Source organism: Bradyrhizobium sp. JYMT SZCCT0428 (genome assembly GCF_018131075.1).
Classification (GTDB): domain Bacteria; phylum Pseudomonadota; class Alphaproteobacteria; order Rhizobiales; family Xanthobacteraceae; genus Bradyrhizobium.
Window position 1 is genome coordinate 25,077 of record NZ_JAFCLS010000050.1, and the last position, 24,370, is coordinate 49,446.

At 62.5% G+C, this 24,370-nt stretch carries 27 protein-coding genes; 17 read left to right on the forward strand and 10 right to left on the reverse strand.

What is annotated here, in order from left to right:
• The first annotated feature begins 94 nt into the window (after positions 1-94).
• The 6 genes from JQ575_RS35370 (at position 95) to JQ575_RS35395 (ending at position 7,391) form a co-directional block, all read left to right on the forward strand.
• Positions 95-901, forward strand: a complete 807-nt coding sequence (locus JQ575_RS35370; protein ID WP_212037837.1) for an enoyl-CoA hydratase/isomerase family protein — start codon at positions 95-97, stop codon at positions 899-901.
• Positions 902-941: 40 nt separating this feature from the next.
• The gene (locus JQ575_RS35375) at positions 942-2,813 is read left to right on the forward strand and encodes an AMP-binding protein (RefSeq protein ID WP_212037838.1); all 1,872 of its coding nucleotides are present in this window, start codon (positions 942-944) and stop codon (positions 2,811-2,813) included.
• Positions 2,814-2,924: 111 nt separating this feature from the next.
• On the forward strand, positions 2,925-4,052 hold the full coding sequence (locus JQ575_RS35380; RefSeq protein WP_212037839.1) for an acyl-CoA dehydrogenase family protein: 1,128 nt from the start codon (positions 2,925-2,927) through the stop codon (positions 4,050-4,052).
• A gap of 112 nt (positions 4,053-4,164) precedes the next feature.
• Positions 4,165-5,412 (forward strand): acyl-CoA dehydrogenase, encoded by a 1,248-nt coding sequence (locus JQ575_RS35385; RefSeq protein ID WP_212037840.1) that lies wholly within the window; start codon positions 4,165-4,167, stop codon positions 5,410-5,412.
• 18 nt (positions 5,413-5,430) lie between these two features.
• Positions 5,431-6,675: an acyl-CoA dehydrogenase gene (locus JQ575_RS35390; RefSeq protein WP_212037841.1), complete on the forward strand. Its 1,245-nt coding sequence runs from the start codon at positions 5,431-5,433 to the stop codon at positions 6,673-6,675.
• A 2-nt stretch (positions 6,676-6,677) separates the two neighbouring features.
• On the forward strand, positions 6,678-7,391 hold the full coding sequence (locus JQ575_RS35395; RefSeq protein WP_212037842.1) for a nitroreductase: 714 nt from the start codon (positions 6,678-6,680) through the stop codon (positions 7,389-7,391).
• Between the two features lie 83 nt (positions 7,392-7,474).
• Here the strand turns inward: JQ575_RS35395 and JQ575_RS35400 are convergent, their stop codons facing one another.
• From JQ575_RS35400 to JQ575_RS35410, 3 genes are all read right to left on the reverse strand, one after another.
• Positions 7,475-7,714: a hypothetical protein gene (locus JQ575_RS35400; protein WP_212037843.1), complete on the reverse strand. Its 240-nt coding sequence runs from the start codon at positions 7,712-7,714 to the stop codon at positions 7,475-7,477.
• 296 nt (positions 7,715-8,010) lie between these two features.
• Complete coding sequence (locus tag JQ575_RS35405) at positions 8,011-8,796, reverse strand: enoyl-CoA hydratase/isomerase family protein (RefSeq protein WP_212037844.1); 786 nt, start codon at positions 8,794-8,796, stop codon at positions 8,011-8,013.
• 21 nt (positions 8,797-8,817) lie between these two features.
• Complete coding sequence (locus JQ575_RS35410) at positions 8,818-8,988, reverse strand: hypothetical protein (RefSeq protein ID WP_409364855.1); 171 nt, start codon at positions 8,986-8,988, stop codon at positions 8,818-8,820.
• Positions 8,989-9,195: 207 nt separating this feature from the next.
• Between JQ575_RS35410 and JQ575_RS35415 the strand changes: the two genes are divergently transcribed.
• Together JQ575_RS35415 and JQ575_RS35420 are read left to right on the forward strand one after the other, a co-directional pair.
• Positions 9,196-9,864: a Crp/Fnr family transcriptional regulator gene (locus JQ575_RS35415; protein ID WP_212037845.1), complete on the forward strand. Its 669-nt coding sequence runs from the start codon at positions 9,196-9,198 to the stop codon at positions 9,862-9,864.
• Positions 9,865-9,882: 18 nt separating this feature from the next.
• A complete protein-coding gene (locus JQ575_RS35420; RefSeq protein ID WP_212037846.1) occupies positions 9,883-10,767 on the forward strand; it encodes a DUF6537 domain-containing protein in 885 nt (294 codons plus the stop codon).
• Positions 10,768-10,779: 12 nt separating this feature from the next.
• On the opposite strand, the gene JQ575_RS35425 is transcribed toward JQ575_RS35420, so the two are convergent.
• Positions 10,780-12,183 carry a TAXI family TRAP transporter solute-binding subunit gene (locus tag JQ575_RS35425; protein ID WP_212037847.1) on the reverse strand — a complete coding sequence of 468 codons (1,404 nt, stop codon included), beginning with the start codon at positions 12,181-12,183 and terminating at the stop codon, positions 10,780-10,782.
• 410 nt (positions 12,184-12,593) lie between these two features.
• On the opposite strand from JQ575_RS35425, the gene JQ575_RS35430 reads away from it, so the two are divergent.
• Both JQ575_RS35430 and JQ575_RS35435 read left to right on the forward strand, forming a co-directional pair.
• Positions 12,594-12,947: a DUF3307 domain-containing protein gene (locus tag JQ575_RS35430; RefSeq protein ID WP_212037848.1), complete on the forward strand. Its 354-nt coding sequence runs from the start codon at positions 12,594-12,596 to the stop codon at positions 12,945-12,947.
• Between the two features lie 328 nt (positions 12,948-13,275).
• Positions 13,276-13,677, forward strand: a complete 402-nt coding sequence (locus JQ575_RS35435) for a hypothetical protein (protein ID WP_212037849.1) — start codon at positions 13,276-13,278, stop codon at positions 13,675-13,677.
• 137 nt (positions 13,678-13,814) lie between these two features.
• On the opposite strand, the gene JQ575_RS35440 is transcribed toward JQ575_RS35435, so the two are convergent.
• Together JQ575_RS35440 and JQ575_RS35445 are read right to left on the reverse strand one after the other, a co-directional pair.
• Positions 13,815-14,135 (reverse strand): YkgJ family cysteine cluster protein, encoded by a 321-nt coding sequence (locus JQ575_RS35440; protein ID WP_212037850.1) that lies wholly within the window; start codon positions 14,133-14,135, stop codon positions 13,815-13,817.
• A 47-nt stretch (positions 14,136-14,182) separates the two neighbouring features.
• Positions 14,183-14,881, reverse strand: coding sequence for a YafY family protein (locus tag JQ575_RS35445; RefSeq protein ID WP_212037851.1), 699 nt, complete (start codon positions 14,879-14,881; stop codon positions 14,183-14,185).
• 129 nt (positions 14,882-15,010) lie between these two features.
• On the opposite strand from JQ575_RS35445, the gene JQ575_RS35450 reads away from it, so the two are divergent.
• From JQ575_RS35450 to JQ575_RS35460, 3 genes are all read left to right on the forward strand, one after another.
• Positions 15,011-15,259: a hypothetical protein gene (locus tag JQ575_RS35450; protein WP_212037852.1), complete on the forward strand. Its 249-nt coding sequence runs from the start codon at positions 15,011-15,013 to the stop codon at positions 15,257-15,259.
• 66 nt (positions 15,260-15,325) lie between these two features.
• A complete protein-coding gene (locus tag JQ575_RS35455; protein WP_212037853.1) occupies positions 15,326-16,057 on the forward strand; it encodes a glutathione S-transferase family protein in 732 nt (243 codons plus the stop codon).
• Positions 16,058-16,208: 151 nt separating this feature from the next.
• Positions 16,209-16,508, forward strand: a complete 300-nt coding sequence (locus JQ575_RS35460; protein ID WP_212037854.1) for a hypothetical protein — start codon at positions 16,209-16,211, stop codon at positions 16,506-16,508.
• Between the two features lie 93 nt (positions 16,509-16,601).
• On the opposite strand, the gene JQ575_RS35465 is transcribed toward JQ575_RS35460, so the two are convergent.
• Together JQ575_RS35465 and JQ575_RS35470 are read right to left on the reverse strand one after the other, a co-directional pair.
• On the reverse strand, positions 16,602-17,381 hold the full coding sequence (locus JQ575_RS35465; protein WP_212037855.1) for a dienelactone hydrolase family protein: 780 nt from the start codon (positions 17,379-17,381) through the stop codon (positions 16,602-16,604).
• Between the two features lie 134 nt (positions 17,382-17,515).
• On the reverse strand, positions 17,516-18,145 hold the full coding sequence (locus tag JQ575_RS35470; protein ID WP_212037856.1) for a pyridoxamine 5'-phosphate oxidase family protein: 630 nt from the start codon (positions 18,143-18,145) through the stop codon (positions 17,516-17,518).
• Between the two features lie 124 nt (positions 18,146-18,269).
• Between JQ575_RS35470 and JQ575_RS35475 the strand changes: the two genes are divergently transcribed.
• On the forward strand, positions 18,270-19,163 hold the full coding sequence (locus tag JQ575_RS35475) for a LysR family transcriptional regulator (RefSeq protein WP_212037857.1): 894 nt from the start codon (positions 18,270-18,272) through the stop codon (positions 19,161-19,163).
• Positions 19,164-19,178: 15 nt separating this feature from the next.
• On the opposite strand, the gene JQ575_RS35480 is transcribed toward JQ575_RS35475, so the two are convergent.
• Together JQ575_RS35480 and pobA are read right to left on the reverse strand one after the other, a co-directional pair.
• Positions 19,179-19,619 (reverse strand): PaaI family thioesterase, encoded by a 441-nt coding sequence (locus JQ575_RS35480; protein WP_212037858.1) that lies wholly within the window; start codon positions 19,617-19,619, stop codon positions 19,179-19,181.
• 213 nt (positions 19,620-19,832) lie between these two features.
• Entirely contained in the window at positions 19,833-21,002 is a 1,170-nt protein-coding gene (gene pobA / locus JQ575_RS35485; protein WP_212037859.1) for a 4-hydroxybenzoate 3-monooxygenase, read from the reverse strand.
• Between the two features lie 271 nt (positions 21,003-21,273).
• On the opposite strand from pobA, the gene JQ575_RS35490 reads away from it, so the two are divergent.
• The 3 genes from JQ575_RS35490 (at position 21,274) to JQ575_RS35500 (ending at position 24,365) form a co-directional block, all read left to right on the forward strand.
• Entirely contained in the window at positions 21,274-22,290 is a 1,017-nt protein-coding gene (locus JQ575_RS35490; protein ID WP_192737093.1) for a TRAP transporter substrate-binding protein, read from the forward strand.
• A gap of 242 nt (positions 22,291-22,532) precedes the next feature.
• Complete coding sequence (locus JQ575_RS35495) at positions 22,533-23,042, forward strand: TRAP transporter small permease (protein ID WP_192737094.1); 510 nt, start codon at positions 22,533-22,535, stop codon at positions 23,040-23,042.
• A gap of 6 nt (positions 23,043-23,048) precedes the next feature.
• Positions 23,049-24,365: a TRAP transporter large permease gene (locus tag JQ575_RS35500; RefSeq protein ID WP_212037860.1), complete on the forward strand. Its 1,317-nt coding sequence runs from the start codon at positions 23,049-23,051 to the stop codon at positions 24,363-24,365.
• The last annotated feature ends 5 nt before the right edge of the window (positions 24,366-24,370 follow it).

The following is a 24,370-nucleotide window of genomic DNA, read 5'->3' on the forward strand; positions in this document are numbered from 1 at the left end:
CTCACCGAAGCGAATGCAGGGCTAACGCCGGTGCAGCCCTCTCCCACAAGGGGAGAGGGCACAAAAACAAGCATCGCGCTCTCGGGAGGAAGATGTGACAAGCCCGCTGCTGATCGAACACGACGAAGGGGTCGACCGGGTGACGCTCAATCGCCCCGAAAACCTCAATGCGCTCAACCCCGACATGATAGATGCGCTCAACGCCTATTTCGAGGGCCTGCAGCGCAACCGCACCACGCGCGTGGTGGTGCTGAAGGGCGCGGGTAGCGCGTTCTGCGCCGGGCTCGATCTCAAACACGCGATGAAACGCCGCGCCGGCCAGCAGGAGCCGCCCGGCGTCACGGAGTCGCTGGATTCCCAGCGCCGCATTGCCGACATCGTGATGCTGATGCGGCGCTGCACGCAGCCGATCATTGCGCTGGTGCAGGGCGCCGCGGCCGGCGGTGGTTTCGCGCTGGCGCTGGCGGCGGATATTCGTATCGCCACCAGATCGGCGCGGATGAATTGCGCCTTCATCAAGCTCGGCCTCGGCGGCTGCGATATCGGCACCAGCTATTTCCTGCCGCGCCTCGTCGGCGTCTCCGTGGCGTCGGAACTGATCCTGACCGGACGTTTCATCGGCGCTGAGCGCGCGCTTGCGGTTGGTCTCGTGTCAGAAGTGGTCGAGGAAGGCGCGCTCGATGCGGCTGCGGAACCTTATGTCGAGGCGATGATGACGGCCTCGCCGGTGGGCCTCCGGCTCTCCAAGGAATGCCTCAATATGAGCGTCGATGCCGGCTCGATCGAAGCCGTGATCGCGATGGAAGACCGTAATCAGGTGCTGTGCAGCCGCTCGGAAGAATTCAGCGAAGGCATCAGGGCCTTCCTTGAAAAGCGAAAGCCTGTCTATATCAAACGGTAGAAAAGGATCCGCAAAGGACCGAATTCCGGGAGACGCAATAATGAGTGGGAATGCCGCCGCGGTGCTCACAAAACCCGGCTTTCGCAAGATCGAATGGCTGAAGCGCGATATCGATGTCGCGCGGCGGCCGGACGGCGTCATCGTGCTGAAGTCGCGCATTCCGTTGCAGTCTTACGAGAAGCACATTCCGGCCTCGCTCGCGAAATGGGCGAAGCAAGCGCCCGAACGCATCTGGCTCGCGCAACGCGGCGGCGCGGACCGGCAATGGCGAAAGGTCTCCTACGGCGAAGCCAAGCGTACCGTCGACGGGCTGACGCAGGGCCTGCTCAATCTCGGCGTTGCAGATGGCCGCCCCGTTACCATCCTCTCCGGTAATTCGATCGAGCACGCGCTGATGACGCAGGCCGCGATGCAGGCGCGCCTGCCGGCGGCGCCGGTGTCGCCGGCCTATTCGCTGATGAGCCAGGATCATCTCAAGCTCAAATACCTCTTCGACCTGATCAAGCCTGCGGTAGTAATGGTGCAGGACGGGCCGACCTTCGAGAAGGCGCTGAAAGCGCTCGATCTCACCGGCGTCACGATCGTGCATGTGCTGCGGCCCTGCGAGGGCATCAAGAGCGTCTCCTATGCCGATCTCGCGGCGACGCCCGTGACGAAGGCGGTGGACGAGTCGATCGCAAAGATCACGCCGGATACGATTGGAAAACTGCTGTTCACGTCGGGTTCGACCGGCATGCCCAAGGCCGTCATCAACACCCAGGAGATGATGTGCGCCAATGCGGCGATGATGATGCAGGTGCGGCCGCGCGATCCGAACGGGCCGATCGCGACCATGCTGGACTGGATGCCGTGGAACCACACCATGGGCGGCAACGCCGCATTCCATCCGATCCTGGTCGATGGCGGCACGCTCTATATCGACGACGGGCGGCCGATGCCCGGCCTGTTCGATGAGACCCTTCGTAATCTGCACGAGGTGTCGCCGACCTATTACGCCAACGTGCCCGCCGGCTATGCGGCGCTGGCGGCGGCGATGGAGAAGGACGAAGGCCTGTGCCGCAGCTTCTTCAAGAATCTGACTGTCATGGCCTATGGCGGCGCGCGGCTGCCCGACGATCTCTATGACCGCATGCAGGCGCTGGCGGTGAAAACCACGGGCGAGCGCATCGTGTTCTATACCGGCTGGGGCTCGACCGAGACCGCACCGACCTCCACCGGCACCTATTGGGATACCGAGCGCGTCGGCCTGATCGGGCTGCCGTTCCCCGGCGTCGAATTGAAGATGGTGCCGTGCGGCTCGAAATATGAGTTGCGGCTGCGCGGCATCAACGTCACCCCCGGCTATTTCGGCCAGCCCGATCTGACCAAGAAGATGTTCGACGAGGAAGGTTTCTACTGCATCGGCGATGCCGGCGTGTTCGTCGACGACAACGACCCGCTGCAGGGCATCATCTTCGCCGGCCGCGTGGTCGAGGACTTCAAGCTCACCACTGGCACTTTTGTGCACGTCGGCTCGCTACGCACCGATGCCATCGCCGCCGCGACCCCTGCGGTGCATGACGCGCTGGTCGCAGGACAGGACCGCGAATTCATCGGACTGCTGGCCTGGCCCAATCTGCACGCCTGCCGGCAGCTCGTCGGCAATCCCGACGCGACGTTCGAGGACGTGGTTGGGCACCCCGAGGTGATCGCCTGCGTCAAGCGCGGGCTGCAGGCGCATAACGCCTCCTGCACCGGCAGCAGCATGCGGATCGCCCGTGCCATGCTGATGGCGGAGCCGCCCTCCATCGACGGCAATGAACTCACCGACAAGGGCTACATCAACCAGCGCGCCGGCCTCGAACGCCGCGCCGCGCTGGTGGAGAGGCTTTACGCCGACAAGCCGGGAGACGACGTGATCATTTTGAACTGATCGTAGGATGGGTAGAGCGCAGCGAAACCCATCATCCGAACCAAAAACATTGATGGGTATCGCTTCGCTCCACCCATCCTACACAGCCACCATCAACCCGAGTGACACGCCATGAATTTCGATTTCTCCGACGAACAAAAGCAGATGCGCGACGCGGCGAGGAAATTCCTTGCCGAGAAGTGCCCGCCGAAAGCGGTGCGTGAGGTGCTGGACGGCAAGGCGACCTACGACAAGGCCTTGTGGAAGGGCCTCGCCGAGATGGGCTTTCTCGGCGTCGCGATCCCCGAAGAGTTCGGCGGCGCCGGTGCTGGTCATCTCGAGCTTTGCGTGATCGCCGAGGAAATGGGCCGCGCGCTGGCGCCGGTGCCGTTCTCCTCGACGGTGTATCTCGCCGCCGAAGCGCTGCTGCTCGCGGGCAGCGACGCGCAGAAGCAGAAATGGCTGCCGAAGATCGCCTCCGGTGACGCGAGCGGTACGCTGGCGCTGTTCGAGGGCAAGGGCAATCCATCGCCGCAGGCGATCAAGTTGTCGGCCTCCGGCGGTACGCTGAACGGCGTCAAGAAGCCGGTGCCGGATGGCGCCATCGCGGATTTCGCCGTCGTCGCCGCGCGCACCGGATCGACCGGCCGCGATGCCGACATCTCGCTGTTCCTGGTCGACCTCAAGGCCGGCGGCGTCGAGGTCAGGTCGCTGACCAACATCGATCCGACCCACGGCCAGGCCGAACTCACCTTCAAGAACTGCAAGGCCGAGCCGCTCGGCGCCGCCGGTGAAGGCTGGGGCATTCTCACCCAAGTGCTCGATCGCGCCGCCGTGTTGATGGCGTTCGAACAGGTCGGCGGTTCCGACCGCGCGCTGGAGATGGGCCGCGACTATGCGCTCGACCGCATCGCCTTCGGCCGGCCGATCGGCTCGTTCCAGGCGGTGAAGCACATCCTCGCCGACATGTATGTCTCGGCGACGCTGGCGCGATCGAATTGCTATTACGGCGCCTGGGCGCTCTCGACCAACGCCTCGGAATTGCCGGAAGCCGCCGCCGCTGCGCGCATCAGCGCGACGCAGGCGTTCCAGCATTGCTCCAAGAACAATATGCAGGTCCATGGCGGCATGGGTTTCACCTGGGAGTTCGACTGCCACATGTACTACCGCCGCGCCAACGCGACCGCGGTGACGCTCGGCAGCCTGTCGTACTGGGAAGATCAGCTGATCGACCGCATGCGCAAGAAGAACGCGGCTTGAACGTCATTCCGGGGCGCCGCAGAGCGGCGAACCCGGAATCTCGAGATGATAACTTCTGGATTCCGGGTCTGGTCCTTCGGACCATCCCGGAATGACGAGCAAGGACAAACAAATGAACTTCGATGACACCCCGCAGGAGGCCGCGTTCCGCGCCGAGGCGAAAGCCTGGATCGGGGCCAATGCGCCGAAGCAGTACGAGGAAGAGCTGCGCAAATCCTCGCTCGGCCGCACCGTGCTCAAGGGCGCCAACATCCTCGAGGTCGCAAAGGCCTGGCAGAAGAAGAAGGCCGACGCCGGCTGGGCCTGCCTGCATTGGCCAAAGGAATATGGCGGCCGTGGCTCGTCGCCGATCGAGCGCGTGATCTGGCAGCAGGAAGAGGGCCCGTTTGGCAAACTCTCAGGCATGTTCATCATCGGCCATGGCATGTGCGGGCCGACCATGATGGCGTTCGCCGGCGAAGAAGAGAAACGCAAGTACCTGCCGCCGCTGGCCTCGGGCGAAAAGGTCTGGTGCCAGTTGTTCTCCGAGCCCGCTGGCGGCTCCGACGTTGCAGGTCTGCGCACCCGCGCCGAGAAACAGGGCGACGACTGGATCATCAACGGCCAGAAGATCTGGACCTCCGGCGCGCATTATTCGGATTACGGCATCCTGCTGACGCGCACCGATCCCAATGTGGCCAAACACAAGGGCCTCACGATGTTCTTCCTGGACATGAAGAGCCCGGGCGTCGAGGTGCGACCGATCAAGCAGGCCAGCGGCCAGTCCGACTTCAACGAGGTCTACTTTACCGATGTGAAAATCCCGGATTCGCAGCGGCTGGGCGCCGTCAACGACGGCTGGAACGTCTCGCTGACCACGCTGATGAACGAGCGCATGTCGATCGGCGCCGGCGTTTCTACCGGCTTCCCGGAGCTGTTCGATTTCTGCAACAGCCTGATGCTCGACGATGGTCCCGCGATCGAGGACCGCAATGTCCGATCGAGGCTGGCGAACTACGCGGTGAAGGCGAGCGGGCTGAAATACACCAGCATGCGCGCGATCTCGGCGCTGTCGAAGGGCGATCGTCCGGGTCCCGAAAACTCCATCGGCAAGCTGGTCGCCGGTTCGATGGTGCAGGAAGTCGCGATGTATGCGCTCGATTTGCAGGGCGCCGCCGGCGTGCTGAGCGGGCCGGAGGATGCGGAGATCGCCGGAAAATTCCAGGCCATGCTGCTGCGTGCGCCGGGCACCCGCGTCGAAGGCGGCACCGACGAGATCATGCGCAACATCATTGCCGAACGCGTGCTTGGCCTGCCCGGCGACATCAGGGTCGACAAGGACGTGCCGTTCAACAAGATTCCGACCAAGGGACGCGCGTAAGCGCGAAAGGAGCCGCCAATGAACTTCGACGATACCCCGCAGGAAGCCGAATTCCGCGCCACCGCCCGTAAATGGATGGAAGCCAACGCGCCGAAAAAATACGAGGCCGAGCTTTCGAAATCCTCGCTCGGCCGCATCCGGCTGGAGAAGGAAGAGATCGTCGATGTCGGCAAGGCCTGGCAGAAGAAGAAGGCCGAAGGCGGCTGGGCCTGTCTGCACTGGCCGAAGGAATATGGCGGCCGCGGCGCCACGCCGATCGAGAAGGTGATCTGGCAGCAGGAAGAAGGCGTCTACGGCAAGCTGACCCAGCCGTTCCAGATCGGTGAGGGCATGTGCGGCCCGACCGTGATGGCGTTCGGCAGCGAGGAGCACAAGCGGCATTATCTGCCGAAGCTTGCGTCCGGCGAACATATCTGGTGCCAGCTGTTTTCGGAGCCGGCCGGTGGTTCCGACGTCGCGGGCCTGCGTACCCGTGCCGAGAAGAAGGGCGACGACTGGATCATCAACGGCCAGAAAATCTGGACCTCGGGCGCGCATTATTCCGACTATGGTCTCCTGATCACGCGCACCGATCCCAACGTGCCCAAGCACAAGGGCCTGACGATGTTCTTCCTCGACATGAAGAGCAAGGGCGTTGAAGTCAGGCCGATCAAGCAGGCCAACGGCATGCAGGAGTTCAATGAGGTCTATTTCACCGACGTCGTGATCCCGGACAGCCAGCGCCTCGGCGCGGTCGGCGACGGCTGGAACGTTTCGCTCACCACGCTGATGAACGAGCGCATGTCGATCGGCTCGCGGCTCGCCACCGGTTTCCCTGAAATGTTCGAGTTCTGCTCCAATTTGATGACGGAGGACGGGCTTGCGATCGACGATCCCGCCACACGTTCCAAGCTTGCGAGCTGGGCGGTGAAGGCCAGCGGGCTGAAATACACCAGCTACCGCGCGATCTCGTCGCTGTCGAAGGGCGAGCGGCCCGGACCGGAGAATTCGATCGGCAAGCTGGTGTCCGGCACGATGCTGCAGGACATCGCGACCTACGCGATGGACCTGGAGGGTGCAGCCGGTGCGTTGACCGGCGCGGATGAAGAAACCGCAAGCGGCCAGTTCCAGCAGATGCTGCTCTCTTCGCCCTCGATGCGTATCGCCGGCGGTACCGACGAGATCCTGCGCAACATCATCGCCGAGCGCGTGCTCGGCCTGCCCGGCGATATCCGTGTCGACAAGGACGTGCCGTTCAACAAGATCCCGACCAAAGGGCGATGACCATGGATGCAAAAGCGCCGAAGGCGCGCTACGCGACTGAAGACCGCATTGGCGTGCTCGAGGAATTGCTCGGCGAGCGCTATTCGGTGCGCGCCTTCCTGCCGCGCGAGGTGCCGCGCGAGACCATCGAGCATATCCTCGCCGTGTCGCAGCGCACCGCGTCATGGTGCAACAGCCAGCCATGGCAGGTCTTGATTGCGAGCGGCGAGGCCAAGGAGCGGTTTCGCAAGGCGATCTATGCCGAGGCTTCCTCGGGCGGCAAGGACGAGCATGATTTCACGCCGCCGCGGGAATATCTCGGGGTCTATCTCGAGCGCCGGCGCGAGAGCGGATTCCAGCTCTACAACACCCTCGGCATCGCCAGAGGCGACAGGATGGCTTATGCCAAACAGGCGCTGGAGAATTACAACTTCTTCGGCGCCCCGCATGTGGCTGTCATTCACACCGACGAGCCGCTCGGCACTTACGGCGCGGTCGATTGCGGCGCCTATGTCGGCAATTTCATGCTGGCGGCGCAGGCGCTCGGTCTCGGCACCATTCCGCAGGCCGCACTGGCGCGGCATTCCGGGCTGATCCGCCGTCACTTCAATCTCGCCGATGACCGCCGCGTGGTTTGCGGCATTTCGTTCGGCTTTGCCGACAATGCGCACAAGGTCAACAGCTACCGGACCTCACGCGCAAGCGTGGCTGACACGGTTACGTTCTTCGACGAATAGCTTGTTCAGATCATCAAGCGCACAGGAAAAGCCCCGATCGCCAATGGCGTCCGGGGCTTTTCGCTATCTGAATTCAGACGAGATCAGTAGGCGCAGACATTGACGGTGCGCAGGCGCAGACCGCGGCGGGTTTCGACCCACTGCTGCCGGAGGCAGTCGTTGTAGCCATAGCCGGTGTTGAGGTAGACGCCACCGAAGCCAAGGCCAAAACCATGGCCCCAATAGCCGTGGTGGTGATGGAAGGGGCCGGCGGCAGCGGGCGCAGCAGCGGCGAAGGTGAGGGCGGTGGCGGCGATCAGTCCGAGGGCAACCTTGCGAAGCATAGTATTCTCCAATTTGAATGGCGCGGGGGCCGTTGTTTCGTCCCTGCATCTTCGTCGGCGCGACGTGGATATTCGTTCACGCCGGTTCCGGAGAATCGTGTTTCAGGAATGTTTCGTGGGGGAGGGCGGCGGACGACACTTTTTCTTCCCTTCTCCCCTTGTGGGAAGTGGCGCGGACGAAGTCCGCGACGGATGAGGGGTCTCCATCCGTGGAGAAGGACCCCTCATCCGCCTTCGCTGCGCGAAGGCACCTTCTCCCACAAGGGGAGAAGGAAAAAGGGAGAGAAGGGAAGAATCTAGAATCGCGGCGCCCTTTTTTCCGCAAACGCCTTGATGCCTTCCTTGATCTCGTCGCCGCGCATGCTCTCGCGATGGCGCTGGTTTGCGGCTTCCTCGTCGAGCTTGCCACGGGCGAATTCGTTAATGGCGCGTTTCATGCCGCGCATCGCGACAGGTGCGTTACCGGCGAGGATGTTCGCAAGCTTGCCGACTTCCTCGTCAAGCGCCTCCATCGGCACCATCGCGGTGAGATAGCCGATCCGCAGCATCTCGGGCGCTGCGATCTTCTCCGCCGTCAGGAACAATTTCTTGGCATTGTCGACGCCAAGCCGCGTCACGTAACGTTCGATGCCGCTCTTGTAATAATGCAGGCCGAGCCGCGCCGCCGGCATGAACATTTCAGCCGTATCGACGCCGATGCGGAAGTCGCAGGCCAGCGCCAGATCGGTCGAGCCGCCATAGACGCCGCCATTGAGCCGGCAGATCGTCGGCACCCCGAGATCCTCCAGCCGGTTGACCACCACCTCGAACGCCGAGCCGGCGCTCAGTTCTTCTTTGGCGCTGGTGGCGCGGCCGGCGACCGAATTGAGATCGTAGCCGGCCGAGAAGGCGCGGCCGGTGCCGGTCAGCACCAGCACCCGGATGTCAGGATCGGCCTCGATCCGGTCGAACAGTTTCACGAGTTCGCCGAGATCCTCGCTCTGCAGCCGGTTCAGATGTTTCGGCCGGTTGAGGCGGATGGTGGCGCGCGCACCGCTGATGTCGAGTACCGGCGAACTCGCCGCCGCGGCTGAATTGGGCATATCGTTCTCCATTCTTGTTATTTACTTACTCTCTTGTTTGTTTTCTTGCGCGCGCCGTTTGGCCTCGGCGTCGGTGGTGTGGGCGAGGTGATACCGTGCCATCAGCAGGCGGAAATCGACGAGGTCAAGCGCCAAAAGCTTCTGCAGCCGCGTGGTGCTGCCGAAAGTGCCTGCCGCGGGGAAGGCCGTCAACGAAAGCCGGCAACCGGCGTTCTCGCGTCGAAATGCCCGCCGGCGAGGCTGGCTGCGCGGCAAGCCCCGTGGAGGAATGAATTTTGTCGAATCCCGACAAATCGTCGTTTTTTCCCCGCATATCGAAAATAGCCTGCGGCCTTTACAATAGCGGCACTGCAATAAAATCGCGAAAAAATTCACTCCGTAAAAATTGGTTGGCTTCCAATGGATCCGTCTCATTTGGCACAACATGCCGGCACGGCCGGCGCCCTCTTCGCGTCGATCTTCGTGATCGCCACCACCACGATGCGGACGATGATTCCTTTGCGGGTGTTCGGTATTCTCGCCAACATCGCCCTGTTCCTGACCGCCATTCCGTCCCGTAATTACCTGGTCATGGTGGTGCAGGTGGCGATGCTGCTGGTCAATTCCTATCGGCTGCACCAGATGCTGCAGCTCGTGCGCGACGTGAAAAAATCGGTCAACAGCGACCTGTCGATGGAATGGCTGAAGCCGTTCATGACCGAGCGCGATTGCACGGCCGGGGAAATGCTGTTCTACAAGGACGAGAAGGCCGAAGACATGCTCTACATCGTCAGCGGCAAGTTCAAGCTGGTCGAGTCCGGCATCGTCCTGCCGGTGGGTGCCATCGTTGGCGAGCTTGGCATGCTGTCGCCGTCGAACATGCGCACCCAGTCGCTGGAATGCATCGAGGCCGGCCTCGTGTTGAGCGTCAGCTACAGCAAGGTCGAGGAACTCTACGTTCAAAATCCGGCGTTCGGCTTTTACTTCCTTCGCCTCGCCAGCGCCCGGTTGTTTCAGAACCTCGAGACGCTGCAGCACCAGCTGGCCCAGCAAACGGCGGCATCTGCCGCCGCGCCGAAACCCGCATAGAGGCCGGGAGCTACGGGAGTGTCAGACCGCGGTTTCCTGTCGTCGCTCCGTTATCTGTTCGCCGATTTCATCGGTGAGGAGGACGACACCCCGCCATTCCTGCCCGACGGCTTGCCAGAAGCGGTGACCGATGTTGCGAGCGATGCCATCCATCTGCTGATCGACTATCAGAGCACGAGTTATGCGCAGCTTTATGTCGACCGGCTGCGGCGGTTCGTCGGCCGCAACGGGGTCGATGATGCGATGCTGGTCGAGATCGCGCGGCTGATGGCGGTGCGCATGAGCTACGAGGATCCGATCCGGATCGCGCAGCTCAAGCTTGCCGAGTTCAACGAGGGGTTCGGCGGGAACTACAATCCGGTCGTCGATATCAGAAAATTCCGGGTCGACGAACTGGTCAGCGCGCTTCCCGCCATTATCGCGGAATATCTGATCGATGGGCTTAACTGGGCGGGGTGGGCGCACAAGCGGATTTCCATTCGTTTCAGCGCGGCAAGCCGTCTCGGCGTTCGCCGCCTCAAGACCGAAGCCGGGCTGAAGCGATGGCGGCGCTATTCGGTGCGTTACGCCAAGGAACGGCTGTGGGTCGAACGCTGGCTGCACATGATCAGCCGCAGCCTGGACAAACAGCCGGCCGCGGCTTCTGAAATCGTGCAGACCGCGACCATGATCGAGGGCTATGGCGACGTCTACCGTCAGGGCATGGCGGACTGGAACGCGATCATCGACGGCCTGGCCAAGCCGACCTTCGACGGCGTGCTGGCGCTATCGGATCTTGCCGGAGCGGTAGCGGAAGCGCGCGCGGCGGCGCTGCCCGATCCGCGGCAGGCCGCCCTCAAGCGCAAGATCGAGGAAATCAGGGCGCGGGTATCGGCCAGCGGCTCAAGCGCCGCTGAGGGGTGAGCGGTAGCGTGATTACGCGCTTTGCGCGGTCTTCACGGCTACCACCTTGTCGTCTTGGGGCGGCGGGTGCCGCTTCAGGTGATCGCGGCGCATGCCGATCTCGTCGCGCACGAATTCATAGCCGAGCTTGAACGTGTCCATCCCGTCGCCGGAGATGATGCCGTCGCGCATCCCTATCACCACACGCCGAAGGATGGTTTCGAGTTCGTCCTGCAGTTCGTCGAGCGCGTCGAGCGATTTTGCATCTGCTATCCGCTCGCCGACATCGAGAACGGCGGTTGCCAGTTCACTGGCCTTCTCCGGCGCGATCCGCGTCACCTTGGCGTACAGCGCGGCGAACAGCGATCCGATGATGCCGAGTGCGGCGAGGGCGACGTACATCAGGTCGCTGTAGCGCTCGATAAATGATTTGGATTCATCGTTGATGTATTCGGTTGCCCCTGGATGTGCGACGATGAAGGCATCCTTGTCGGTCGCGGCCGGCTCGATCTTCGAGGCGAAGCCGCCGTCGAGCGCCAGTTCCGACTTGTTTTCATAGATAATGCGCGCGAGATCGCTCACGGTCGGCGTCGATAGACCAGATTGCGCAACCAGCAACCACTGCAGGCCGACCGTCTCCACATCCTCTTCAGGGATGGTGGGTGAGGCCGAAAGCGTACCGGATTCGATCGTTTCTTCCGAAAGGACCGGATATTTTCGCGTCAGGGCCTTTGCCGCATCGATGGCGTTGAGGGCGAAGGTGCCGCGCCGCGCAATTTGCTCGAAGTTCTTGTCCTTTACGGTCCGCGAGGCATGGACGACCGCGATCACCGCGCCAAAGCCCGATGTCGTGAGCAGCTTGTCGAGCGTCGTACCCGGCGGCGCCATCTGGACCCGTCCCGCCGCCGGCGCCTCCGACAGGTCGAGAATGGTGCGGATCAGCGTGACACTGCTTTCGTTCTCGGCGATGACGGCGATCTTCTTTTTCTTCAGCTCGGCGAGGGTCTTGATCTTCTTGCCGGCGGGGCTGACCAGCAGCAGCACGTCATGTTCGAGGATCGCGACCGCGCGCGCCCGGGGCGGGATTTTTGCGTCGGTACGCAGGATCGCAAGGTTGGCTTCCTTACGGTCGAACTGGGCGATCGCCTTGGCGCTGTCGCTGTTGGGCACGATCTTGAGGCGCAGCCGCGACGAATTGTTCTTCAGAACGGTGGCAAGCCGGGCCGCAAAACGCGCCTCGGGGCCGTTGGCTTGGCCGACGGCGAAGACCAGCGTTTCGGCATTTCGCACCCAGGTCCGGCCGGCCCACACCGTTGCGGCGGTGAGGACGAGGGTGAGGATCGAAAACAGCACGATCTGGGAGCGGTTGCTTTTGACCACCGGCATACGCAGGCGCCGTGGCATACCGGGTCTTGGTGTTGGGGCTTCAGCACTCATGGCTATACCCGGTCGGAGACATCCCACCGCCAGATCGGCGTCGCAGGCCATCCAAATGAATTCGTAAATACCTAGAAACGAACGACAATTTCCTGCGCGGCAATGATATCCTGCCCCCGCCGGATTGCAAACCGCGCCCCCGCGGGTAACCTTACCCGCGCAAGCTGCGCGCCGATGCCGCAGTATCGCCGTTGGGCCACACCATGTTTTTTTCCAGCCACTCACAGGTGCATTCCGGTCCGGGAGGTGCCATAAATAACGGCAACGTTCACGTCCGGGTTCGAGAAGAAATTCGCTGACAGCCTAGACCCCCGGTTTTATTGCCACCTCGTTAGTCCCAGCAAAGGGCGTCAGCTTTGTTGTTTCCCTCCATGTCGTCGTCGGTCCCGGTTGCTGCGCTGATAGGATGGATGTTGCTTCTTACGGTGAAGCACATCATTGCCGACTTCATTTTTCAGACGTCCTGGATGGCGATCGGCAAGGACCAGAAGACCGGCTGGGCGATGCCGTTGCTGGCGCACTGCTCGGTGCATCTCGTGACATCGTTGCTGCTGATCATGGTGGTCGCGCCGCGGTTCTGGTTCGTCGCCTTGATCGATTTCGCCATTCACATCACGATCGACCGCATGAAGGGGATCTGCGCATCGTCCTTCGGCGTGACGCTGGAGAATGAGCATCCCTGGTTCTGGACGCTGATCGGCGTCGATCAGGCGCTGCACCATCTCACCGGCTTCGGCCTGTCGATCTACATGGCGGCGAACTGATCCGGCCAGAGCGTTTTCCAGCGAAGCATGCCCTCGGACTTGATCCGGGGGTGGATACCGGTTCGCGTAAAGAAAACGCGTCAAAACAAGAATCGGACCGGAGTATTCCGGATAGGCACCAGCCTCCCTCACGCATAGCCTGCCTCTGCACGTGACCGCCAGCCAGCCCGTGGCGGCAGGGGTTTAGGCGCAATTTGCGCCGCGCGAATCACCGGCTGCGCCGGTCCGATTTGTTCGAAACTGGCAAGAGCACCGGAACACTACTGGTACGGGTGGTTAACCTTTCGTTAGAGTATTGCACTGCATCTTCCGGATAGGGAGAACCGCAATGTTTTCAAGCCGCGAAGCCTTCGAGAACGATTTCTGCCCGGTCCGGGACGAGTTGCTCGGCGAGATGTACCGCGCCAACGCCAACGGCCTGCCGCTTCTGGTGGAGAGTGTCTCCTCCGAGACGCGCGCAATGCTGGCGCTGTTCTGCTACCGCCGCAGCCACCTGCACTCGCTGGCCCTCGCCATTGCCGCCAGCTGCACCGAGCGCGAGTTGATCTCGCTGGGCGGGCGCGTCGGCTCGACCCTCTACGCGCTGTCCCGCGAACCGGCCGCGCGCTCCGTGCCCTCGTCGTCCTACGGCAACCGCAAGCCGATCACGCTCTCGACCAAGCCGCTCTCCACCTTCGCTCCGATTGAAGATCTCGACGACGAAGACCTCGCCGAAGCGGTGCCGGCGTAAGTTTTTCCATCCGTCGTCCCTGCGAAAGCAGGGACCTATAGCCACAAAACTCAATTATCTTACAAGGCGTCTGCCACGGCGCCTCATCGATAGATCACGCGGTATGGGTCCCTGCTTTCGCAGGGACGACGGACGAGTTAACCCAACACCGCCAGCCCATGCCTTTTCCGAGCCATCGCGCATTCGGGATCGCCGGGCATGCAAGTCCGGCATACCTCGGGCCGCACCGCATAGATGGTGCACGCGGTCGCCTCGCCGACCTTGCCTGACAACGCCGAACAGCGGTCGCCGTCGCAGCGCATTCCCGACAGCCGGTCGTTGACGAACTTTTCCGGGATCAGGTCGAGGTCGGCATCATCCTCGGTCGTAAATCGAGGCCAGTTTTGCGAATAGCTGCAGCAGGCGCCGCAGGCCTGGCAGGGGCTTTCGCTGGCTGATGTTGATCCGGCTTCATCCATTCCTGCCGTTTAGCGCGGAATGATGCGCCCGGCCAGTCGCGGATTGGTCAGGTATCCTTCGGGGCTTCCCAGACCAGGCTGCGCCGCCATTTCGCCCGCAGCAGATCGCGCCGCTCCGGATATTTTTCGTCGTGGTACACCGCGTCGACGACCCGGTCGGTGCGAAAGCTCCGAAAATCCTTCCGCAGCTCGCACCATGCCGCCATGATCCGCACCGCCTCGTGATAGCCGATGGCGATCGGCCAGATCGTGCGCTTGCTCTCGCGGCCATGTTCGTCGCGATAGTCCAGGGTGATCTTCTTGCCTTCGTGAATCTGGGCGCGTGTCCGCACCATGTCGATACGGTCCGGTTCCCGGTTCCAGACCGACCGCGCGCGGCTTGCAGGTTCGAGAACGAAAGGCCGCAGCCGTTCCGGAACCGTGTCGGCGATCTTCGCCATCAGATCCTGCGCGGCGCGCGCCAGCACGGGATCGGCATGGCCTACGACCCATTGCGCGCCGAGCACGGCGGCTTCGATCTCGTCGGGCGTCAGCATCAACGGCGGCAGGTCGAATCCCTTCTCCAGGATGTAGCCCATGCCGGCCTCGCCGCGAATCGGCACGTGCTGTTCGATCAGCGTGGCGATGTCGCGATAGATGGTGCGTTTCGAGGTCTCGAGTTCGGCCGCGATCGCGTCCGCCGTCAGCGGCTTTCGCGTGCGCCGGAGCACCTGAATGATCTGGAACAGCCGGTCGGCGCGTCTCATGGCGAGTCTCTTTTCTTGTCTCTTTTCGCAAGTCCACTTTTCATAGGTCCGCCTGGCTGATGCTGACAGCATGTTGGCAGCAGGGGGTCGGTATATCGGGACAACACCTCAACTGAAGGGAATTTGTCCATGACGATTTTCAGCGAATTTGGTCCCCTGGGAAGCCGCAGGCGTCTTGCGAATACCCAGGCCTTCGCCCTGGAACAGCTGGTTTCCATCCACTGCGTCACGTCGGATCTGCGCTGGGCGATGGTCGAGCTGGCATGGCGTTCATTCACAGCAATGTGTGCCTTTGCGCAAGGGCAGTTGCTGTCGTGGGCCCGTGGGCGCCGTGCGCCGCGGGAAGAGGAGGGGCGCGGCCGGCATTGCTGCTGCTGACACCACGGTGGCAGCAGGGCGTCGCTAGGCTTTCCCCACGTTCTTAAGGAAATCAGGAGTTTTCGGATGATCACGCTCTATGGCTTTGGCGCCGGCTTTGGCTTGCCGGAAATCAGCCCCTTTGTGACCAAGACCGAGGTCCAGCTGAAGATGGCTGGACTTGCCTATCGCAAGGAGAAGGCGATGCCGCCGGCCTCGCCCAAGGGGCAGCTGCCATACATCGTCGACGAGGCGGAGAGCGTCGCCGATTCCACCTTCATCCGCGCCCATATCGAGGGCAAATACGGCTTCGATTTCGACGCGCCGCTGTCGCTGCAGGCACGGGCGCAGACCTGGGCGTTCGAGCGGATGATCGAGCACCATGTCTATTGGGCACTGGTCGGCGCCCGCTGGGTCGATACCGAGAATTTCGCCAAGGGACCAGCGCACTTCTTCGACGGCGCGCCGGACCACATGCGTGAGAAGCTGCGCGAGGACGCACAGTTCCGGGTGGCGGAGAACTACCTGCTGAGCGGTCTCGGCCGCCACGCCCCGGAAGAGGATGTCGATCTTGCGGTCCGGTCGCTGTTTGCGCTGTCGGTTCAACTCGGCGACAAGCCCTATCTGTTTGGCGACACGCCTTGCGGCACCGATGCCACCGCCTTCGGTGCGATCGCCGGCATCCTGACGCCGTACTTCGAATCGCCGCTGCGGCAGCAGACCGAGAAGTTCGGCAACCTGACCGCCTATGTCGACCGGATGATGCTGCAATATTATCCCGAGTTCAGCTGGGCGCCGCTGCAGCAGGAGGCTGCGTAAGCAGGTCTGTTCACGCATCTCCGGCGTGCCGGGTAGGAACCGGCACGCTCCAGCGGCCTGAGTGATCTCCGTCACATCGCACGACATTCGGCTTGGCTACGTTCCCGATCACAGCAGGCGATACTCGCGCTGCACAAATCGGAGAATGACTATGACCAAGATCAGGAAACTCATTGTGTCGGCGATTGCGGTTCTCGCACTGAGCACTGCCTCGCTGTCTGTCAATAGCGCCGCGTTTGCCGGTGGGCACGGGCATGGTGGCCACGGCGGGCACGGTGGCCACGGCGGCCATGGCCATCACGGCCATCATCACGGCCATCACCATCATGGCCACCATCATCATGGCCATCACCACCACGGCCACTATCACGGCCATTACCACCACGCTGGCTACGGCTGCTGGCGGGTGACCTCCTACGGCCCGATCAACGTTTGCCGCAGCTATTATTGATCGGATGACGTTTGCGAACTCGCCCGTGGACGACACGGGCGAGTTTTCATTTTGATCCAACTTGCCGTGGCCTCACCAGCGATCGGCATGCCCTCAATTGAGATGGCGATCGAGAAACTGGTGCAGGCGCTGACTTGCATTATCAGCTGCCTCGCCATTGTATTCCAGCCAGTGACCAAACAGGGTCGTGCCGGGCTTCAGGTGCGGGTAATAGAATCCGTGGTGCGCGCCGGGATAGACAATCAGCTCGACTGGCGGCCCCTCGTTGCCCCAGCTGGCGACTTTACCGGAGCAATCTGCCGCCGGCGTCCAATCGTCGAGGGCCCCGATGAGGATGAGCGTGGGTATCTCCGGACGTGCCATCGCCTGCTTGCACGGAGGATTGAACGCCGCCGCCGCCCGGAACCGCAGATTGCTTGGAGGCCCGAACAGTTCGAACGAATTGGGCTCCGCCACAGAGAGGGCAACCCGGCCGCCTGCCGAGAAGCCGACCGCAGCCACACGGCGCGGATCGACGAAGCTTTGCCCAGCCAGGAAGACGAGCGCCCCGTAAGCATCCGGCCTGCGCCTGATGAAGGTGGCAAACGCGCTTGATGTGCAGGCGTGATCGGTACCAAGACGCGTTGCATAGCTGTCGACGAGCAGGACGACATAGCCCCGGGCGACAAGTTCATCGGTCAATTTTTGCTTTGTCGTGCCGTGCATCCCGGCACAGCCGTGCAGTCCGACGACCGCGGGAAAAGGACCGACGCCATCCGGCTTGGCGAGATCGCCCTGGATGCGCTCGCCGGCAATGAGCGTGCCCGAAACGAGCCGCTGAGAGGCGCTTTCAAACTCTACGCGCTGCAGCGGTGCGGCCCATGCATCGGCCATCAGCGCACCCGGGACGCACCAAAGCATCAGCAATGCCGCGGCTCGGGAAGCGACTGTTCCAGGCAATGGCGTCTCCCCTTTGAAAGTTCGCGCCCCGTATTTTTAAGGCGTTTCCAATCTGGACGCCACGGCAGCTAATCGCCGACGCGGGGCTGGCCCTTCAATGCGGCCAGTTCCGCCTCTAGCTCGCCGATGCGGGCGTCGCGCGAGGCCAAGGCGTTCGCCACGTCGCCCGCGTCGAATTTTTGCGGGATGTGCTGCGGGCAATTGGTGTCCCATGCCGAGATCCGGAACAGGATGACCTGTTCGGGCCGCGCCTTGTATCCCTTCGGCATCAGCGCCTGCGTCAGCGCCGGGTCGTCATCGACCACGCGCGCCTCGCCCCAGATCTTGACGCGCCTGCGATGCGCATAGTCCATCACGAAGATATGCGCTTGCGGGTTCTCCGAGAGGTTGCCTTGCGTGATGTATTGCCGGTTGCCGCTGTAATCGGCGAACGCGATCGTGTTCTTGTCGATGATTTTGACAAAGCCCTTCGGGCCGCCGCGATGCTGGATGTAGGGGTGGCCGGCGGCCGAGGCGGTGGCGAGATAGAAACTGTTGGTTTCGCCCAGGAAGCCCGCGAGATTCTCGTCGATCTCGGTGCGCCAGCCGCCGTTCTCCTCGACCCGGGCATAGGCGTCGCGCGATCCCTTGCGCGCCTGCACCGCCTTCACGGCCGGGGTGAAGGCAACATCGCTGGAATAGGTGTGAACGTCTGACATCGGAGCAACCCTCTCGCCAAAGGCGCTAACGGCGCCTGTTCTTCCGCTCCAAGATGGTCCCTTGCAAATTTAAAACAATCATCCCGATTGACACGACACTATTGCAATATATGAAATAATGGGCATGGACCGTATCGACGCTATGCAGGCCTTTGTCACCGTCGCCGATTTGCAGGGCTTTGCCCCCGCCGCGCGCAAGCTCGGGCTGTCGCCATCAGGCGTGACGCGGCTGATCGCGGCGCTGGAGGACCGACTTGGCGCCCGGCTGCTGCAGCGGACCACGCGGTCCCTGACGCTCACGGACACCGGCGCCCGTTACCTGGAGCGCGCCCGCCAGATCCTCAGCGATGTCGAGGAGGCCGAAAGCGCTGCCGAGGGCGAGCGCACCAGGCCGGGCGGCCGGCTGACGGTATCCGCGCCGAACGGCTTTGGCCGGCTTCACGTCAGCCCTGTGATGACGGCCTATCTGAAACGCTATCCCGACGTCTCGGCGGATTTGCGGCTGTCGGACCGAATGATCAACCTGGTGGAAGAGGGCGTCGACCTCGCGGTGCGGATCGGCCATTTGCCGGACTCGACGCTGGTCGCGCGCCATGTCGGCGAGATGCGGCGGATCGTGGTGGGCTCGAAGGATTATCTCAAGCGGCGCGGCGAGCCCAAGACGCCGGAGGCGATAGCGAACCACGATACCATTCATTTCGGCGCCATGACCGCTGCACCGGATTGGCGCTTTGCCGCCGAGGGCCGTGAGATACGCGTCTCGAGCACGCCGCGGTTTACCTCCAACAGCGCCGACGCCGCGATCCAATATGCGGAAGCGGGCGGCGGCCTGACCCGGGTGCTGGCCTATCAGGCCGCCGATTCACTCAAAGCGGGAAGGCTCCGCATCGTGCTGGCGGAATTCGAGCAGCCGGCGCTGCCGATCCACATCGTCTATCCGACCTCGCGGCTGCTGTCGGCGAAAGTGCGCACCTTCATCGATCTGGTGACGGAGACTGTGGATTGGCGTTTTGGCTGACTGCAACCGTCCGCGTCACACTTGTTCTGTTACGACGGGCGCCTTCTTCGGCACCACGCGGAACGTCGCGTTGGCCCGCGCGATCACGACGTCGTCGGCCTTGATCAGGCTCTGCGCAAAGCAGATCGTGCGGCCGGTCTTGATCACCTCGGTCTCGATCGCAAGCCATTGCCCGACCTCCGCGGTGCCGATGAAGTCAACCGCGAGCCCGATCGTCACGAATGACGTCGTCCAGTTCGTCGCCTGCGCGCAGCTATAGCCCATCGCGTTGTCGGAGAGGGCCGCGATCAGCCCGCCATGGATCAGCCCACGGCCGTTGGTGTGCGGTTTTGCAAGTCGCAGCCCGATGACCACGGCCTTGTCGGTCCGCTTGGCATAGAGCGGTTCCCACGGTTCGGTGAGCGGGCTCTTGCGGGTGTGAAGCTCAAAACCATGGGGGATTTCGCTGACTGTCATGTGCGGCTCACGTGCTGACGATGTTTCTCGTCATTGAACGCAATGCGCCTGCGAAGTCACCGCCTACAAAGTTTTAAACGGGATTCGCATGGGTGTTTGAAATGCAGGACGATCCCTCCCGTCATTGCGAGCGAAGCGAAGCAATCCATTTCTCCGCGCTTGAGGAAGGATGGATTGCTTCGTCGCTGCGCTCCTCGCAATGACGGCGTTGCTCTACAACGGCAACCCCACATAATTCTCCGACAGCGACGCCGACGCCGCGTTCGAGCTGACCAGATATTCCAGCTCGGCCAGCTGAATCCGCGCGCCAAACTCGCCCTGATCGGGGAATTTGTGCAGCATCGACGTCATCCACCACGAGAACCGCACCGCCTTCCAGACCCGCGTCAGCGCGCGTCCCGAATAATTGTCGATCCCGGCACTGGATTTCTCGTCGTAATATTCGCGCAGCGCGCTCGAGAGGTAATGCACGTCGCTGGCTGCGAGGTTCAGTCCCTTGGCGCCGGTCGGCGGGACGATGTGGGAGGCGTCGCCGGCCAGGAACATTGTTCCGAACCGCATCGGCTCGGCGACAAAGCTGCGCAGCGGCGCGATGCTCTTTTCGATCGACGGCCCGGTGACGAGTTCATCGACCGCCTTCTGGTCCAGCCGGCGTTTCAATTCGTCCCAGAACCGCTCGTCCGGCCATTGGTCGATGTGGTCGTCGAGCGGGCATTGCACGTAATAGCGGCTGCGCTGGGTCGAGCGCATGGTGCACAGCGCAAACCCGCGCGCATGGTTGGAGTAGATCAGTTCATGGCTGACCGGCGGGGTTTCCGAAAGAATCCCGAGCCAGCCGAACGGATAGATCCGCTCAAAGGTCTGGATCGCCGAGGGTTTGACGCTGGCGCGGCTGACGCCGTGAAACCCGTCGCAGCCGGCGATGAAGTCGCAGTCGATTTCGTGGGCAACCCCGTCCTTGGTGTAGGTGACGCGCGGACGGTCGGTATCGAAATCATGCGGCTTGACCTCGCTGGCCTGATAGACCGTGGTGAGGCCGGCCGCCTTGCGTGCGTTCATCAGGTCGAGCGTCACCTCGGTCTGGCCGTAGATCATGACCGTCTTGCCGGTCGCCGCATGCATGTCGATGCGGTGCCGCGCGCCGCCGAACGCCAGTTCCACGCCATGGTGCACGAGGCCCTCGCGATGGGCGCGCGCGCCGGCGCCGACCTCGTCAAGCAGCGCCACAGTACCCTCTTCCAAGAGGCCGGCGCGGATGCGGCCGAGCACATATTCCGGGGTCTGGCGCTCGAGAATGACGTTGTCGATGCCGTAGCGGTGAAGTAGTTGCCCAAGCAACAATCCAGCCGGCCCGGCACCTATGATTGCGACTTTAGTCCGCAATTGCTTGCTCCCATGGTCTGATACAGATTGGCACGCCGACGCTTGCGCCAGGTGTTGCAATGATAATTATATCATATAACAATTTTCGCAAAGAGCGTTGGTGCGAAACATTGTCGTTTGTTGCGCTGCACCGCAAGGCCGTCTTCGCAACGGGTGAACGGAGGTGTCGCGCCAACACGTTCGGCTTGAAAAGCCGCGCCAACTATATAACATGTTAATTAACAAGACCGGGCGCCAAGCCCGCCTTCATGCGCAAAGGGAGAGAATGTCGATGAGAAAAGCGTTTTTGGCGCTGCTGCTCGCCGCCAGTGTGACGCCTGCGATGGCGCAGGAAAAAAACTTCGAGTTGAAATTGTCGCATTGGGTGCCGGCGTCGCACCCGCTGCAGAAGGCGCTGGAAGACTGGGGCTCCGCGGTCGAAAAGGAATCCGGCGGCACCATCAAGTACAAGGTGTTTCCGGCCCAGCAGCTCGGCAAGGCATTCGACCATTATGACATGGCGCGCGACGGCATCGCCGACGTCACCTACATCAATCCGGGTTATCAGCCCGGCCGCTTCCCGATCATCGGCGCCGGCGAATTGCCATTCCTGATGTCGGACGCCAAGGGCGGCTCGATGGCGCTCGACGCCTGGTACCGCAAATATGCCGAGAAGGAGATGAAGGACGTCAAGTTCTGCCTCGGCTTCATCCACTCGCCCTCCACGTTTCATTCGCGCACCAAGAAGATCGTGGTGCCCGACGACATCAAGGGCATGAAGATCCGCCCCGCCCACGCCACCATGGCGAATTACGTCACCCTGCTCGGCGGCACCAACGTGCAGTCCTCGGCGCCCGAGGTCCGCGACATCATCGAGCGCGGCGTCGCCGACGCCGTCACCTTCCCGTGGGGGTCGGTGCTGCTGTTCGGCATCGACAAGGTGACGAAGTATCACATCGAGGCGCCGATCTATGTCACGACCTTTGCCTTCGTGATGAACAAGGACAAGTACAACCAGATGTCCGACCGCCAGAAGAAGGCGATCGACAACAACTGCAACACCGAGGCCGCCGGCCGCGTCGGCGAGCCCTGGGGCATCTACGAGAATTCCGGTGTTGCAAAGATCAAGGCGCTGCCCGACCACGAAGTCTACAAACTGTCGCCGGAGCAGACCGCGCTGTGGAAGAAGGCGTCCGAGCCGCTGATCAAGACCTGGGCTGACAACGTCAAGAAAGCCGGCGGCGACCCCGATGCCGCGATGACCGAGCTCCGCGCCGAACTGACCAAGCATAACGCTTTGGCGCAGTAGAGGACTCGTGGTCTCCCTCTCCCGCTTGCGGGGGAGGGCGGGGTGGGGGTGTCGCCGCGAGTCATATGTTCGTGTGGAGAGACCTTCCGCGACACAACGCCTGCGCCACAGCTGAAATTCCGCTTCGGCGTCCCCATCCAAGAACGGCCGCCGAGGCGGCCTATTGCCTCCCCCGCAAGCGGGAGAGGTGAAGCTAGCCCCAAGCCACACCGGTTCAATTCGACGTCACAGGACCTCCCCACATGAATCGCGCTTCGATGGATCGTTTCATCGATACGATCGAATGGATCGCGGCGGCATTTGTCGGCATCGTTGCTGCCAACATTTTCCTGGCCGTGCTGCTGCGTAACATTTTCAACTATTCGATCCCGGATTCCTTCGACATCGGCCGCATGATGCTCGGCATCCTGATCTTCTGGGGCATCGCGGCGACCAGCTATCGCGGCGGCCATATCACCGTCGATCTGGTCTGGGCCAATGTCGGTCCGAAATACCAGCGGATGATCGACGTTTTCGCCACCCTGGTGCTGCTGTTCGTGGTGGCAGTGCAGACCTGGACGCTGTTCGACAAGGTGCAGGGCACCTACAACGACAATGTCCTGACCTTCGACATGCGGATGCCGACCTGGCCGTTCTTCGCGATCGCGTGGGCCGGCGACGCCTCCGCGGTGCTGCTGATCGCGATCCGCACCTACCGCCTGATCTTCCATCCGGAAGACATCCATGATGCCAAAGAAACCACGGTGGAGTAGGGCATCATGAGCACCGACGCGGTCGCCATTCTCGGATTTGTCGCGCTGTTCGCGCTGATGCTGCTGCGCGTGCCGGTGGGCATGGCGATGGGCCTCGTCGGCGTCACCGGCTTTGGTTATCTCGTCGGCTTTTCCCCGGCGCTCAAGATGGTCGGCCAGACCTCGATGCGCACGGTGACCGACTATACGTTCGGTGTCATTCCGATGTTCCTGCTGATGGGCGCCTTCGTCAGCAATTCCGGAATGAGCCGCGAACTGTTTCGCGCCGCCAACGGCTTCGTCGGCCATCTGCGCGGCGGCCTCGGCATCGCCACGGTCGCGGCCTGCGGCAGCTTTGCCGCGATCTGCGGCTCGTCGGTGGCGACGGCCGCGACATTCTCCGCCGTCGCCTATCCGGAAATGCGCCGCTTCGGCTATCCGCAATCCTTCGCCACCGGCGTGATCGCGGCCGGCGGCACGCTGGGCGCGATGCTGCCGCCGTCGACGGTGCTGGCGGTCTACGGCATCATCACCGAGCAGGACATCGGCAAGCTGTTCATGGCCGGCATCATTCCCGGCCTGCTCGCCATGGCCATGTACATGATCACGATCTCGCTGATCGGCTGGTTCCGGCCCGACTTCCTGCCGAAGGGACCGCAAACCACCTGGCGCGAACGCTTTGCCGGCTTGAAAGACATCTGGGCGCCGGTGCTGCTGTTCGTCTTCGTGATCGGCGGACTTTACGGCCTGCCGTTCCTGCCGCGCTTTACACCGACGGAAGCCGGCGGTGTCGGCGCCACCGGCGCATTCCTGATCGGCGTGCTCACCGGGCGGCTGAACAAGGAAAAAATCCTGAACTCGCTGCTGCAGGCGACCCGCACCGCAGCTGCCGTCTTCACCGTGCTGATCGGCGCCTTGATCTTCGGCTATTTCCTCACGGTGACGCAGACCCCGCAAAAGGTCACCGAACTGCTCACCGGCCTCGGGCTCGGCCCCTACGGCATCCTCGCGCTGATCATGGTGATGTATCTGGTGCTGGGCTGCCTGATGGACGCGATGGCCATGATCATCCTGACGGTGCCGATCATCTTCCCGGTCATCATGCATCTTGGTTTTGATCCGATCTGGTTCGGCGTCATCATCGTGATGACCGTGGAACTCGGCCTGATCCATCCGCCGGTCGGCATGAACGTCTTTGTCATCAAGAGCGTCGTCAAGGACGTGTCGTTCACGACAATCTTCCGCGGCGTGATCCCGTTCGTCGTGACCGACCTGATCCGCCTCGTGATCCTGATTGCATTTCCGATCCTGGCGCTCTGGCTGCCGCAACGCATGATGGGGTAGAGCAT

What these genes read in the sequence shown, in the direction of transcription:
- JQ575_RS35375 (WP_212037838.1), top strand. Translation starts at nt 942, where the DNA reads ATGAGTGGGAATGCCGCCGCGGTGCTCACAAAACCCGGCTTTCGCAAG.
- JQ575_RS35380 (WP_212037839.1), top strand. Translation starts at nt 2,925, where the DNA reads ATGAATTTCGATTTCTCCGACGAACAAAAGCAGATGCGCGACGCGGCG.
- JQ575_RS35385 (WP_212037840.1), top strand. Translation starts at nt 4,165, where the DNA reads ATGAACTTCGATGACACCCCGCAGGAGGCCGCGTTCCGCGCCGAGGCG.
- JQ575_RS35390 (WP_212037841.1), top strand. Translation starts at nt 5,431, where the DNA reads ATGAACTTCGACGATACCCCGCAGGAAGCCGAATTCCGCGCCACCGCC.
- JQ575_RS35395 (WP_212037842.1), top strand. Translation starts at nt 6,678, where the DNA reads ATGGATGCAAAAGCGCCGAAGGCGCGCTACGCGACTGAAGACCGCATT.
- JQ575_RS35400 (WP_212037843.1), bottom strand. Translation starts at nt 7,714, where the DNA reads ATGCTTCGCAAGGTTGCCCTCGGACTGATCGCCGCCACCGCCCTCACC.
- JQ575_RS35405 (WP_212037844.1), bottom strand. Translation starts at nt 8,796, where the DNA reads ATGCCCAATTCAGCCGCGGCGGCGAGTTCGCCGGTACTCGACATCAGC.
- JQ575_RS35415 (WP_212037845.1), top strand. Translation starts at nt 9,196, where the DNA reads ATGGATCCGTCTCATTTGGCACAACATGCCGGCACGGCCGGCGCCCTC.
- JQ575_RS35425 (WP_212037847.1), bottom strand. Translation starts at nt 12,183, where the DNA reads ATGAGTGCTGAAGCCCCAACACCAAGACCCGGTATGCCACGGCGCCTG.
- JQ575_RS35430 (WP_212037848.1), top strand. Translation starts at nt 12,594, where the DNA reads ATGTTGCTTCTTACGGTGAAGCACATCATTGCCGACTTCATTTTTCAG.
- JQ575_RS35435 (WP_212037849.1), top strand. Translation starts at nt 13,276, where the DNA reads ATGTTTTCAAGCCGCGAAGCCTTCGAGAACGATTTCTGCCCGGTCCGG.
- JQ575_RS35440 (WP_212037850.1), bottom strand. Translation starts at nt 14,135, where the DNA reads ATGGATGAAGCCGGATCAACATCAGCCAGCGAAAGCCCCTGCCAGGCC.
- JQ575_RS35445 (WP_212037851.1), bottom strand. Translation starts at nt 14,881, where the DNA reads ATGAGACGCGCCGACCGGCTGTTCCAGATCATTCAGGTGCTCCGGCGC.
- JQ575_RS35450 (WP_212037852.1), top strand. Translation starts at nt 15,011, where the DNA reads ATGACGATTTTCAGCGAATTTGGTCCCCTGGGAAGCCGCAGGCGTCTT.
- JQ575_RS35455 (WP_212037853.1), top strand. Translation starts at nt 15,326, where the DNA reads ATGATCACGCTCTATGGCTTTGGCGCCGGCTTTGGCTTGCCGGAAATC.
- JQ575_RS35460 (WP_212037854.1), top strand. Translation starts at nt 16,209, where the DNA reads ATGACCAAGATCAGGAAACTCATTGTGTCGGCGATTGCGGTTCTCGCA.
- JQ575_RS35465 (WP_212037855.1), bottom strand. Translation starts at nt 17,381, where the DNA reads ATGGCCGATGCATGGGCCGCACCGCTGCAGCGCGTAGAGTTTGAAAGC.
- JQ575_RS35470 (WP_212037856.1), bottom strand. Translation starts at nt 18,145, where the DNA reads ATGTCAGACGTTCACACCTATTCCAGCGATGTTGCCTTCACCCCGGCC.
- JQ575_RS35475 (WP_212037857.1), top strand. Translation starts at nt 18,270, where the DNA reads ATGGACCGTATCGACGCTATGCAGGCCTTTGTCACCGTCGCCGATTTG.
- JQ575_RS35480 (WP_212037858.1), bottom strand. Translation starts at nt 19,619, where the DNA reads ATGACAGTCAGCGAAATCCCCCATGGTTTTGAGCTTCACACCCGCAAG.
- JQ575_RS35490 (WP_192737093.1), top strand. Translation starts at nt 21,274, where the DNA reads ATGAGAAAAGCGTTTTTGGCGCTGCTGCTCGCCGCCAGTGTGACGCCT.
- JQ575_RS35495 (WP_192737094.1), top strand. Translation starts at nt 22,533, where the DNA reads ATGAATCGCGCTTCGATGGATCGTTTCATCGATACGATCGAATGGATC.
- JQ575_RS35500 (WP_212037860.1), top strand. Translation starts at nt 23,049, where the DNA reads ATGAGCACCGACGCGGTCGCCATTCTCGGATTTGTCGCGCTGTTCGCG.